We start from the raw sequence: 12,294 nt of genomic DNA, 5'->3' as shown, positions 1-12,294 counted from the left end.
GGCGTCCCCGTGGGCGCGGGCTCCGGTCCGGGCAGCGGTGGCGCTCCGGCCACCAGCCTCTTCGGCCACGGCGGCTCGGGCGGCGACCAGGGCGGCAACGGCCCGGTGAACCGGCAGAACCCGCCGCTGCCGCAGCGGAGCGGGCCCGCCGGTGAACTGCCGGCCGGCGGCCGTTCCGGCGGACAGGGCGGTCCCGGCGACACCTCCGAGTTCAACCGTCCGGAGGACTGGGGCAACTACCCCGGCTCCCAGGATCAGGGTGGCCGGCACAGCAGTGGGCAGGCCGGTGAGTACGCGCGCAAGTCCGGTTCGGACACGGGTGAGTACGCGCGCCCGCAGACGGGCTCTCCCGGCGACACCTCCGAGTTCTCCCGGCCCGACGAGTGGGGCCAGCCGCGCCCCAGTTGGGCCTCCGCTTCCGGTCCGGGTGACGACGCGCCCCGCGGTCACGACGACACCGGGACCGGCGACACCGGCGAGTTCGCCCGTCCCGGGTACGCCGGGGCCTCCAGCGGAGGCCAGGGTGCCGCAGCCGGTCCGGCGCAGGCCGACCCCTCCTACGACCCGGACTTCGGCATTCCCAGCGGGCCCCCGGCCGCGGCCGACGCCCCGACGCCGATATTCGAGTCGATGGAGTCCAACTGGTTCCGTGCCGCTGCCTCGGCGCCTCCCGAGTCACCAGCATCCGCACTTGCACCGCCACCGCAGGCGCAGCCCTCCGCGCCGCAGCTCGCCCGGCCGGTGGCACAGCAGCCGGTTCCCCCGCGGCCCGGCCAGCCCGCCTCCGCGGTGCCGCCGATGCCGCAGCGCCAGACGGCCCGCGGCACCGCCGACAGCAGTGGTTCGCACGCCGGTTCCCCTGCCGCGTCCCACTCCGCCTCCCACTCCGGGGGGAACTCGCACGGCACCGACCCGGGCTCCCACTGGGGCGCCTCCCCGAACGACGAGCGCTGGCGCCGGGCCGAACAGGTCCGCCAGCCGGCCGCCGGCGGCGTCACCACCTCGGGTCTGCCGCGCCGCGTCCCCCGCGCCAACCTTGTCGCGGGTACCGCGGAGCAGCAGTCCTCGGCACAGTCCGGTCCGCAGGTCTCGCGTGCGCCTGACGACGTACGCGGCCGGCTGACCAACCTTCGCCGTGGCATCCAGCAGGGCCGGCAGGCCGGTACGACGGACGGCCGCGGCTTTGGTCCCACTTACCAGCAGGAGCGTTAGTTGAGTCCGATGAGCCAGGCGGCGCAGAACCTGAACTGGTTGATCACCAACTTCGTGGACAACACCCCAGGTGTGTCGCACACGGTGGTGGTCTCCGCGGACGGCCTCCTTCTGGCCATGTCCGAGGGATTCCCGCGCGACCGCGCCGATCAGTTGGCGGCGGTCGCGTCCGGGCTGACCTCACTCACCTCCGGTGCCTCCCGTATCTTCGAGGGCGGCATCGTGAATCAGACGGTCGTGGAGATGGAGCGCGGCTTCCTCTTCCTGATGTCCATCTCGGACGGCTCCTCGCTGGCCGTCCTCGCTCATCCGGAGGCCGACATCGGTCTTGTCGGATACGAGATGGCCCTACTGGTCGACCGCGCGGGGACCGTCCTCACCCCGGACGTGCGCGCCGAGCTGCAGGGGAGCATTCTCAACTGATCACCGAGCTCCCCCACATGAGCCACCTCAGTCCGTAAGCCGACCCGATCTCATGCCTCGCCCGGAGGAGCCATGACCCCGCCGCCCGCCTCACCAGATCCGTACGGTGCCCCTTATCAGCACGCACCGTACGGTGGTGAGGGCGACCAGCCGCTGGTACGCCCATACGCCATGACGGGCGGCCGTACCCGGCCGCGTTACCAGCTCGCCATCGAAGCACTGGTGAGCACCACCGCCGACCCCTCGCAGCTGCAGGGTCTGCTTCCCGAGCATCAGCGGATCTGCCACCTGTGCCGCGAGGTCAAGTCTGTGGCGGAGGTCTCCGCGCTGCTCGCGATACCGCTGGGGGTGGCCCGGATCCTCGTCGCCGACCTCGCCGAGGCCGGCATGGTGGCCATTCACCAGCCCGGCAGCAGCTCCGAGCCGGGCGGCACTCCAGACGTGACCTTGCTCGAAAGGGTGCTCAGTGGACTTCGCAAGCTCTAGCCCGCAGGCGGGTCAGATGACCGGAAGCGGAGCCCCTCCGGCCGCGCGCTCCACGACCTCCGCGAAGATCGTGGTGGCCGGTGGATTCGGTGTGGGCAAGACGACCTTCGTGGGTGCCGTGTCGGAGATCAATCCGCTGCGCACCGAGGCCGTGATGACCTCGGCCTCGGCGGGCATCGACGACCTCACGCACACCGGTGGGAAGACCACCACGACGGTGGCCATGGACTTCGGCCGTATCACCCTCGACGACGACTTGATCCTCTACCTGTTCGGTACGCCGGGTCAGGACCGTTTCTGGTTCATGTGGGACGACCTGGTGCGGGGCGCGATCGGCGCGGTGGTTTTGGTGGACACCCGCAGGCTCGCGGACTGTTTCCCGGCGGTGGACTACTTCGAGAACTCCGGCCTCCCCTTCGTGATCGCGTTGAACGGGTTCGACGGCCACCAGCCCTACAACCCGCAGGAGGTCCGCGAGGCCCTTCAGATCGGCCCGGACGCGCCGATCATCATCACCGACGCCCGGCACCGTTCGGACGCGAAGAGCGCCCTGATCACGCTGGTCGAGCACGCGCTGCTCGCCCGCCTGAAGTGACAGGCGGAGACAACTCAGCGCCCGATCCACCGAGTTGATCGCACAGCTGGCGGCGGGCGCCCCGCTGCCGGCTGTGTCTTTCGTCATGCCCGAAGGCACCTTCATAACGTTTCGACAGTGAATAACCGCCCCGCGAACACGGCTGGCGAGCGGAACACTTCACTCCGCTCATGTTTGCCGGAACATTTGTCGGACCAATGTCGTGATGCCCTTTTTCCGGTACTGTCCGGGACGGGTATCAGTCTCCGACAAGTGTTTGGACGATGTCGCCCTGACATGCTGAAATGCCATAACTGAGCAGTAGGGAGTGGCACGTCACCAGCGCATGGGCGTCGGGTGCCGGCACCGAGCGCCGAGAGGTGAGGAGTCGCGTGAGGCGAAGCGGGAAGAGCACTGCGACGCAGGCCCGGGGAGGGTCGCGCGGTAGTTTCGCGCCGCCGTCCCGGGTGGCGGTGACCTCTGATCTGCTCGACGGAGCCGGTAAGAGAGGCAACCGGCTGGCCGTTCGCAACTGGCGGGTACGGACCCGGCTTTACGCCATCCTCCTCATACCCGTCCTCGTCGCCCTCATCTTCGGCGGTTTCCGCGTGCAGGACTCCGTCACCACCTGGAACGAGGCGGAGGACGCGCAGCGCACCGCCGAACTCGTACGCGCCGCCGCCACCTACGGCAACGCCCTCATCGACGAACGCGACCGCACCGCCGCACCGCTGCTGGCCGGACGCAGGAACGATCCGGCGGTCGAGCGCGCACGCAACACCACGGACCAGGCCGCCGAGACCTTCGACAGTGCCGCCGCCAGGATGCCGGCGGAGCCGGGACTCAAGCGCCGCCTCGCCATCTTCAAGAAGGTGGAGCCGAAGCTCGAGCGGCTCCGCGCCGCCGCCTACAGCGGCCGGCTGAGCGGGGTGCAGACCGAAGAGGGCTACGTGACCATCCAGCATCCGCTGATGGAATTCGCCAACGAACTCGGCTTCGGCACCGGCAACATCACCTCCTACGGCCGCACCGTCTACTCCATCTCGCTGAGCAAGGCCGCCGCGTCCCTGGAACGCTCGATCGGCATGCACGTGCTGCTCAAGCCCGGCCCCGCCAGGAAGGACAAGCAGCGGCAGCTCAAGGCGCTCGCCTCCTACGCCTACCTGGAGCGGATCGCCGTGGAGGAGTACCTCGGCGGCGCCCTGCCCCGGGACATCGAACTCCTCAAGCGCGAGATGGACCAGGCCAAGGAGCTGGGCCGTAAGCGGGTCGCCGCGGCGCAGCAGAAGGCCGCGGCCAAGGGCGTGCGGTTCGCCGCTCCGCCGCCCATGAAGGAGATGGTCACCGCCATCAGCTCCGGCGCCGGCGCCACCGCGCTGAAGCCGAAGGGCATCACCGCGGAGAGCTGGTTCGCCGCCACCACCGGCAAGTTCGACGCCTACCGCGACGTCGAGAAGGAGCTCGCCTCGAGCGCGGTCGAGGAGACCCAGGACATCTCCGACCAGGCCAGGCAGGACGCGCTGGTCAACGCCGCCATCGTGCTGGCCGCGCTGCTGCTCGCCTTCTTCCTCGCCGGCCTGATGGCCCGCTCGATGAGCCGCGGGATGCACAACCTCCGCAACGCCGCGTTCGACATCGCCGAACAGCGGCTGCCGGTCCTCGTCGACCAGCTCTCCCGTACGGACCCGGGCTGGGTCGACACCAGGGTCGCCCCCATCCCGATCGACAGCACCGACGAGATCGGCGAGGTCGCCCGCGCCTTCGACCACGTGCACCGCGAGGCCGTGCGGCTCGCCTCCGAGCAGGCGCTGCTGCGCGGAAACGTCAACGCGATCTTCACCAACCTCTCCACCCGCAACCAGGGCCTCATCGAGGCGCAGCTCGGCCTCATCTCCGGCCTGGAGGACAAGGAGGCGGACCCGGACCAGCTGGAGAGCCTCTTCCGGCTGGACCACCTGGCGACCCGCATGCGGCGCAACGGTGAGAACCTCCTGGTCCTGGCGGGCGAGGAACCGGGCGGCCGGCGGGACCAGCCGGTGGCACTGGTGGACATCCTGCGCGCCGCCTCCTCCGAGGTGGAGCACTACGAGCGCATCCAGCTGTCCGGCGTCCCGGAGAGCGAGATACACGGCCACGTCGTCAACGACCTCGTGCACCTGCTGGCGGAGCTGCTGGAGAACGCCGCTTCGTTCTCGGCTCCGCAGACCAGGGTGTCCGTCAACGCCACCCGGCTGCCCGACGGCCGGGTCATGATCGAGATACATGACAAGGGCATCGGTCTGACCGCCGAGGACTTCGCGGACATCAACCACAAACTGGCCAGCCCGCCCACCGTGGACGCCACCATCTCCAAGCGTATGGGCCTGTACGTGGTCGGCAGGCTCGCCGGCCGGCACGACATCCGGGTACAGCTGCGGCCGTCCGCCGAGGGGGTGGGCACGACGAGTCTGGTGATGCTGCCCGAGCCGGTCACCCACGGCGGTGGCGGCCAGGAGGAGCCGGGGTACCAGGAGGACTTCGCCGTCTCCCCGATCATGCGCGAGCGGCCGGGCCCGCAGTACGGACAGCGCGACCCGTCCCGCTCGGCCACCGAACTCGGCTTCGACGACAGCCGCTACCAGGTCCCCGACGACATCTCCTCGCTCGACCCGGTCGACCGCTCCCTGATGCGGGACGAGCGCCGGGCGGCACTCGAGGCCCAGGAGCGGACCCACCGGCCTCCACAGGCCCATGAGGCCCAGCAGCCCCAGCAGCCCCCACAGGCCCCGCCGTCGTCCCCGTACGGGGATCAGCGGGACCAGCAACTGCCCCCGCAGCCCCCGCAGCCCCAGGTGCCTCAGCAGTCCCGGGCACCCCGGCCGCTCCAGGCACCTCACCAGCCGCGGTACGGGCTGGACCAAGTGCGGCCGCACGAGGGCCAGTACGCCCCCCGCGAGCCCGAAGCGGAATCCGGTACGGGCGTTCACGCGGGGACCGGGGACCGCGTAGGCTTCGACCGTCCGGGTCCCTCTCCGAGCAGTTATCGGTCCACGACCGGCGCAGGTCTTCCTCGCCGCGAGTCGGGGCGGTCCCCGCTGGAGGAGGGTCCGGAGGCGCAACACCAGCAGAAGCAGCCTCAACCGGAATCTTCCGCTGCATGGCGCTCGGCCAATGACGAGCGCTGGAACCGGGCGGGTCGGCTGCGTGAACCGCAGGCCGGCGGTGTCACGTCGTCCGGCCTCCCCCGGCGAGTGCCCAGGGCCAACCTGGTCGAGGGCACGGCGGAGCACAACCCGCAGGGTGGCCCCTCGGTCTCCCGCGCCCCCGAGGATGTCCGCGGCAGGCTGAGCAATCTGCACCGTGGCGTCCGCAGGGGACGCAGCGCGGGTGACGCCAACAAGAATGACCGACAGGGCTACGGCCCCGGCAGCACCTACGATCAGGAGCGTTAGTGTGAGCCCGATGAGCCAGGCGGCGCAGAACCTGAACTGGTTGATCACCAACTTCGTGGACAACACCCCAGGGGTGTCGCACACGGTGGTGGTCTCCGCGGACGGACTTCTGCTCGCGATGTCCGACGGCTTCCCACGGGACCGCGCCGACCAGTTGGCGGCGGTCGCGTCCGGGCTGACCTCGCTCACCGCCGGTGCCTCCCGCATCTTCGAGGGCGGCGCCGTGAATCAGACAGTGGTGGAGATGGAGCGGGGCTTCCTCTTCCTGATGTCCATCTCCGACGGTTCCGCGCTTGCGGTCCTCGCCCACCCCGACGCCGATATCGGTCTGGTGGGCTACGAGATGGCGCTCCTCGTCGACCGCGCGGGCACGGTACTTACACCGGATCTCCGCGCTGAACTGCAAGGAAGCCTGCTCAACTAGTTCTCAACCAGCAGACAGGCAGTGCGCGTTGCGGCTGAGCACCTTAAGGTGCGGAGGACGCGATGCCCACAGATGGAGCTGGCGCAAGTCACGAAGATGTGGCCCGCACGTCCGTGAGTCGGAGGAGGAAACGTGACAATGCCCCCAGGCGGTTCGTCGTCGTACGGCAGCGGTCATGAGAACTCGCGCCCGAAGCGTTTCAATTTCCCCTCCGCTCCGAGCCGGCACATCGGCGCTCCCGCGGGCGAGGAGCGGGAGCAGCCTGCCCCGCAGCGGCAGCAGCAGCCGCCACCGCAGCGCCGTCAGCAGCAGGAGCCGCCACAGCGGCAGCACCCGCAGGCTCCGCAGCGCCAGCAGCCGCAGCCTCCCCGGTACGACGACAGGCAGTACGACCAGGGCCCGCCGCCGCGCATCCAGACGGTGGAGCCCATGCAGCCCCCGCCCCGCTCCGCCCCGGAGACCGGCGGAGCGGCCGGCCGCGTCGACCGCGTCGAGCAGCAGCCCCTGGTGCGCCCGTACGCCATGACGGGTGGTCGGACCCGTCCCCGCTACCAGCTCGCCATCGAGGCGCTGGTGCACACCTCGGCCGATCCCGCCAGGCTCCAGGGCCAGCTGCCCGAGCACCAGCGGATCTGCCGGCTCTGCTACGAGATCAAATCGGTGGCCGAGATCTCCGCCCTGCTCTCCATCCCGCTCGGCGTCGCCCGTATCCTCGTCGCCGACTTGGCCGAGGCCGGACTCGTCGCCATCCACCAGCCCGGCGGCGACGAGACGAACGCCGACGGCCAGCCAGACGTGACACTGCTCGAAAGGGTGCTCAGTGGACTTCGGAAGCTCTAGCGGCGGCGCTGCTGCCCGTTCCACGACCTCCGCGAAGATCGTGGTGGCCGGTGGATTCGGCGTGGGCAAGACGACCTTCGTGGGTGCCGTGTCGGAGATCAATCCGCTGCGCACCGAGGCCGTGATGACCTCGGCCTCGGCGGGCATCGACGACCTGAGCCACACCGCCGACAAGACCACCACGACGGTGGCCATGGACTTCGGCCGTATCACCCTCGACCAGGACCTGATCCTCTACCTGTTCGGTACGCCGGGTCAGGACCGTTTCTGGTTCATGTGGGACGACCTGGTGCGCGGCGCGATCGGCGCGGTGGTTTTGGTGGACACCCGCAGGCTCGCGGACTGTTTCCCGGCGGTGGACTACTTCGAGAACTCCGGCCTCCCCTTCGTGATCGCGCTGAACGGGTTCGACGGCCACCAGCCCTACACCCCGGAAGAGGTCCGCGAGGCCCTTCAGATCGGCCCGGACGCGCCGATCATCATCACCGACGCCCGGCACCGCTCGGACGCGAAGAGCGCCCTGATCACGCTGGTCGAGCACGCGCTGATGGCCCGCCTGCGCTAGCCGCGCTGCCGCGCGGGGTGATCCGGGGGCGGCCCCTCTCCGCCGCATGCCGCGGCGGCGATCAGCCCGGCGCACGTGCCCGACGCCCGCACCGGTCCGCCTTCCGTCACCGTCGGCGACATCCTTCCGCCGCAGCGGCGATCAGCCCGACGCCGCTGCCCGGCGGTCCCCGCCGCGGAGCGGGCGGGGGAGTGGGGTCCGGGGCGCAGCCCGCGGGCCCCCGCCCGGCGTGGCATAGGGTGGACTGCCAGTTCCGCTCCGGCCAGCCAGTGAAGGGCGACACCGACCCGTGCGCATCGCAAGATTCTCCCTCGACGGAAACGTCGCCTTCGGCGTCGTGGAAGGGGACGACGCGACCGACGCCGGTCCCGTCCTCGACATCATCAAGGGCCACCCCTTCGCCGAGTTCGAGCGCTCGGGGCAGAAGCTCCCGATGGACAAGGTCCGGCTGCTGCCGCCCGTACTTCCCAACAAGGTCGTCGCGGTCGGCCGGAACTACGCCGAGCACGCCAGGGAACTGGGCCACGAGGTCCCCGAGGCCCGCGACGCACCCATCGTCTTCTTCAAGCCGTCCACCTCCGTGTGCGGCCCGGGCGACCCGATCGGCTATCCGTCCTTCTCCTCCGAGGTCCACTACGAGGCCGAACTGGCCGTCGTCATCGGCCGGATGTGCAAGGACGTGCCGCGCGAGCGTGTCAAGGACGTCGTCCTCGGCTACACCTGCGGCAACGACGTCACCGCCCGCGACGTGCAGCGGGCGGAGTCCCAGTGGGCCCGGGCGAAGGGCTTCGACACCTCGTGCCCGCTCGGCCCCTGGGTGGAGACCGAGCTGGACGCCTCCGACCTGGGCCTGATGTGCACGGTCAACGGCGAGCAGCGGCAGCTGGGCCGTACGAGCGAGATGATCCGCTCCGTCGAGGACCTGGTCGTCCACATCTCCGAGGCCATGACGCTGCTGCCTGGTGACGTCATCCTGACGGGCACCCCGGCCGGCGTCGGCCCCCTGCACGACGGCGACGAGGTCGCCGTCACCATCGAAGGCATCGGCACTCTCACGAACAAGGTGGTCAAGCGTGACTGACGCGACCGCGACGGCGAAGGACGTCCGCGTACGGTTCTGCCCCTCCCCGACGGGCAACCCGCACGTGGGCCTGATCCGCACCGCCCTCTTCAACTGGGCGTTCGCCCGCCACCACGGCGGCACCCTCGTCTTCCGCATCGAGGACACCGACGCGGCCCGTGACTCCGAGGAGTCCTACCAGCAGCTGCTGGACTCCATGCGCTGGCTCGGTCTGGACTGGGACGAGGGCCCTGAGGTGGACGGCGCGTACGGCCCGTACCGCCAGTCGCAGCGCACCGAGATCTACGCCGACGTCGCCGCGAAGCTCCAGGAAGGCGGCTTCGCCTACCCGTGCTACTGCACGTCGGAGGAGCTGGACGTGCGCCGCGAGGCGGCACGCAAGGAGGGCAGGGCGTCGGGCTACGACGGGCGGTGCCGCGATCTGACCGCCGAGCAGATCGCCGCGTTCGAGGCGGAGGGCCGCACCCACATCGTCCGCTTCCGGATGCCGGACGAGGCGATCACCTTCACCGACCTGGTGCGCGGCGAGCTGACCTTCGCCCCGGAGAACGTCACCGACTACGGGATCGTGCGCGCCAACGGCGCCCCCCTCTACACGCTGGTCAACCCCGTCGACGACGCGCTGATGGAGATCACGCACGTGCTGCGCGGCGAGGACCTGCTCTCCTCCACCCCGCGCCAGATCGCCCTCTACCGCGCCCTTGCCCAACTGGGCGTCGGCAACGGAGCGACCCCCGCCTTCGGGCACCTCCCCTACGTCATGGGGGAGGGCAACAAGAAGCTCTCCAAGCGTGACCCGCAGGCCTCGCTCAACCTCTACCGCGAGCGCGGCTTCCTGCCGCAGGGGCTGCTCAACTACCTCTCCCTGCTGGGCTGGTCGATCGCCGAGGACCGCGACATCTTCTCCCTGGACGAGATGATCGCCGCCTTCGACATCGCCGATGTCAACGCCAACCCCGCCCGCTTCGACCTCAAGAAGTGCGAGGCCATCAACGCCACGCACCTGCGCGAGATGCCGGTGCCCGAGTTCGTGACGGCCTGCGACCCGTGGTTGCGCGCGCCGTACGCCCCGTGGGCGCCCGAGGCGTTCGACCAGGCCGCCTTCGAGGAGCTGGCCCCGCTGGCCCAGACCCGGCTCACCGTGCTCTCCGACATCACCGCCAACGTCGACTTCCTCTTCCTCGACGAGCCGGCCGAGGACGAGGCGTCCTGGGCCAAGGCGATGAAGCCGGGCGCGGAGGACGTGCTGCGCACCGCCCGTACGCAGCTGGCCGGCGCCGGCTGGAAGGCGGAGTCACTGAAGGAGGCGGTGCTGGCGGCCGGCGAGGAGCACGGCCTGAAGCTCGGCAAGGCCCAAGCCCCGGTCCGTGTCGCGGTCACCGGCCGCACGGTCGGCCTGCCCCTGTTCGAGTCCCTCGAACTCCTCGGCCGCGACCGCACGCTCGCGCGTGTGGACGCCGCCCTGACGAAGCTGGGCACTGCCTGACGGCACGGCGCTACGAGTCGCTGCCCGGGCCGACCAGGAGGCGGGCCCACACCGTCTTGCCGACCACGCGCTCACGGACACCCCAGGCGTCCGTGAGCGCGGCGACGAGCAGGAGCCCGCGCCCCGACTCGGAGGTGGCGTCGGCCACGGCGGGTCGGGTGGTGACCGTGGGCGGCCGGTGGTCGCTCGCGTCGGAGACCTCTACGGTGACGGCCTTCTCCAGGTCGTACTGCAGCCGCAGTTCTACGAGCCGGCCCGGAACGCGGCCGTGCCGCACGGCGTTGGTCACCAGCTCCGAGATCACGAGCGCGGCACTGGCGACGTCGTCCTCCTCGACGCCCCAGTCGGTCAGCGCCTTGGCAGCCGCGTGCCGGGCCACGCCGACGATGCGAGGAACGGACGGGAATCTCCGCCACCAGACCAGGGAGGCGATGGCGGGTGCCGTCTCATGACATTCCGGGTTCATGTGACTAGAGTCACCCCGGCTGACTACATTCGGTAGTGATCGCATGTCGACGGCGGCGGACGGTGACCTTCGTCCGGTCGAAGTTGAGGAGCGTTGAGCCGAGTTGAAGGGTGGCACGACGATGTCCCAGGGCAAGAAGGTGGCCTCTCCGGCCGGGCAGTACTTCGCGGAGATCCTTCGACTGCTGCGGAACTCCGCCGAGTTGTCCCAGAACGACCTGGGCGGACGCATGAACTACACGGGCGCGGCCGTGAGCGCGGTGGAGACCTGCGCCAAGCCGGCGACGGACGAGTTCATCGAGGCGGCGGAGAAGGCACTGGACACGGGCGGCGTCGTGGGCGCGGCGAGCAAGTATTTGCGGCTGGAGCGGTATCCGGAGCACTTCCAGGGATTTGTGCAACTTGAACAGGAAGCGTTGAGCGTCACCTCCTTCTGCACGCAGGTGGTCGAAGGACTCCTCCAGACCGAGGACTACGCGCGGGCTCTGCTCCGCACGGGCTTCCCCCCGCTTGATGAGGAAGAGGTTGAGCAACTGACGGCCGCACGCACGGAACGGGCCGACCTGCTCGGGCGCAAGCCCGTGTGCGTGATCGACGTTGTTCTGGAAGAGGCGGCCTTGCGGCGGCAACTTGGCGGACGAGCAGTGATGAAGCGGCAGTACGAGCACTTGCTGGCCTGCGCGGAGCGACCCAACGTGAATGTGCAGGTGATGCCGACGAGCTGTGGCGCTCACGCTGGACTCTTCGGACCGTTGAAGTTGATCGAGACGCAGGAAAGTGAGCGGATCGTCTATTTCGAGGCCAACGGGAAGAGCACCTTGGTCTCCGATCCGAGCGAAGTGGGTTCATATGCGCGCCGTTGTGCCATGATCAGTCGGCAAGCCCTCCGCCCGAGGGAATCTCTGGCGCTGATCGAGCAGTTGGCGGAATGATGACTGAGCTGACCTGGCGAAAGAGTACCCACAGCGACGCCAGCGGCGGTGACTGCGTGGAGGTTGCCACCGAGTGGCGCAAGAGCACGCACAGCGATTCGGGCGGCGGCGACTGTGTAGAGGTCGCCGCGACGCCGGCGACCGTGCACGTGCGTGACTCCAAGCGGACAGACGGGCCGGTCCTCAGGCTCGACCCCCGCGCCTGGGGTGGGTTCCTGGCCCGCCTCGCCGCTCGGGAAGCCGGGCCAGGAGCCTGAAACGCGGCCGGGAACCCGTTTTGGAGCACTGTCCACGATCAGGTAATGTTCCTCCTGTCGTTGAACGGGGCGAGGCCGCGAGGCCAGACCGGGAAGCGGCCACCCGGACAAGATCCCC

12 protein-coding genes and 1 pseudogene are annotated in these 12,294 nt (G+C 69.9%); 12 read left to right on the top strand and 1 reads right to left on the bottom strand.

Annotation, left to right across the window (positions count from 1 at the left end; translation table 11 throughout):
• The 10 genes and pseudogenes from ACRDP3_RS24750 to gltX all read left to right on the top strand — a co-directional run.
• Positions 1-1,212 (top strand): annotated as a pseudogene (locus tag ACRDP3_RS24750) (histidine kinase); the annotation flags it as partial.
• 9 nt (positions 1,213-1,221) lie between these two features.
• Complete coding sequence (locus ACRDP3_RS24745) at positions 1,222-1,635, top strand: roadblock/LC7 domain-containing protein (RefSeq protein WP_431519211.1); 414 nt, start codon at positions 1,222-1,224, stop codon at positions 1,633-1,635.
• Positions 1,636-1,707: 72 nt separating this feature from the next.
• Positions 1,708-2,121: a DUF742 domain-containing protein gene (locus ACRDP3_RS24740; RefSeq protein WP_431519210.1), complete on the top strand. Its 414-nt coding sequence runs from the start codon at positions 1,708-1,710 to the stop codon at positions 2,119-2,121.
• A complete protein-coding gene (locus tag ACRDP3_RS24735; protein WP_431519209.1) occupies positions 2,102-2,716 on the top strand; it encodes a GTP-binding protein in 615 nt (204 codons plus the stop codon). The genes ACRDP3_RS24740 and ACRDP3_RS24735 overlap by 20 nt, the downstream gene beginning before the upstream one ends.
• Before the next feature lie 371 nt (positions 2,717-3,087).
• Entirely contained in the window at positions 3,088-6,126 is a 3,039-nt protein-coding gene (locus tag ACRDP3_RS24730; protein WP_431519208.1) for a sensor histidine kinase, read from the top strand.
• 10 nt (positions 6,127-6,136) lie between these two features.
• A complete protein-coding gene (locus tag ACRDP3_RS24725; protein WP_431519207.1) occupies positions 6,137-6,550 on the top strand; it encodes a roadblock/LC7 domain-containing protein in 414 nt (137 codons plus the stop codon).
• Between the two features lie 132 nt (positions 6,551-6,682).
• On the top strand, positions 6,683-7,390 hold the full coding sequence (locus ACRDP3_RS24720; RefSeq protein ID WP_431519206.1) for a DUF742 domain-containing protein: 708 nt from the start codon (positions 6,683-6,685) through the stop codon (positions 7,388-7,390).
• Positions 7,371-7,955, top strand: coding sequence for a GTP-binding protein (locus tag ACRDP3_RS24715; RefSeq protein WP_431519205.1), 585 nt, complete (start codon positions 7,371-7,373; stop codon positions 7,953-7,955). The genes ACRDP3_RS24720 and ACRDP3_RS24715 overlap by 20 nt, the downstream gene beginning before the upstream one ends.
• Before the next feature lie 289 nt (positions 7,956-8,244).
• The gene (locus ACRDP3_RS24710; RefSeq protein WP_431519204.1) at positions 8,245-9,036 is read left to right on the top strand and encodes a fumarylacetoacetate hydrolase family protein; all 792 of its coding nucleotides are present in this window, start codon (positions 8,245-8,247) and stop codon (positions 9,034-9,036) included.
• The gene (gltX, locus tag ACRDP3_RS24705; RefSeq protein WP_431519203.1) at positions 9,029-10,522 is read left to right on the top strand and encodes a glutamate--tRNA ligase; all 1,494 of its coding nucleotides are present in this window, start codon (positions 9,029-9,031) and stop codon (positions 10,520-10,522) included. Before ACRDP3_RS24710 ends, gltX begins: the two co-directional genes overlap by 8 nt.
• A gap of 10 nt (positions 10,523-10,532) precedes the next feature.
• On the opposite strand, the gene ACRDP3_RS24700 is transcribed toward gltX, so the two are convergent.
• On the bottom strand, positions 10,533-10,988 hold the full coding sequence (locus tag ACRDP3_RS24700; protein WP_431519202.1) for an ATP-binding protein: 456 nt from the start codon (positions 10,986-10,988) through the stop codon (positions 10,533-10,535).
• Between the two features lie 121 nt (positions 10,989-11,109).
• On the opposite strand from ACRDP3_RS24700, the gene ACRDP3_RS24695 reads away from it, so the two are divergent.
• Positions 11,110-11,919 carry a helix-turn-helix domain-containing protein gene (locus tag ACRDP3_RS24695; RefSeq protein ID WP_431519201.1) on the top strand — a complete coding sequence of 270 codons (810 nt, stop codon included), beginning with the start codon at positions 11,110-11,112 and terminating at the stop codon, positions 11,917-11,919.
• Positions 11,916-12,176, top strand: coding sequence for a DUF397 domain-containing protein (locus tag ACRDP3_RS24690; RefSeq protein WP_431519200.1), 261 nt, complete (start codon positions 11,916-11,918; stop codon positions 12,174-12,176). Before ACRDP3_RS24695 ends, ACRDP3_RS24690 begins: the two co-directional genes overlap by 4 nt.
• Positions 12,177-12,294: the final 118 nt, after the last annotated feature.

Source organism: Streptomyces sp. (genome assembly GCF_050698815.1).
Classification (GTDB): Bacteria; Actinomycetota; Actinomycetes; order Streptomycetales; family Streptomycetaceae; genus Streptomyces.
This window is presented reverse-complemented; position numbering and strand designations above follow the sequence as displayed.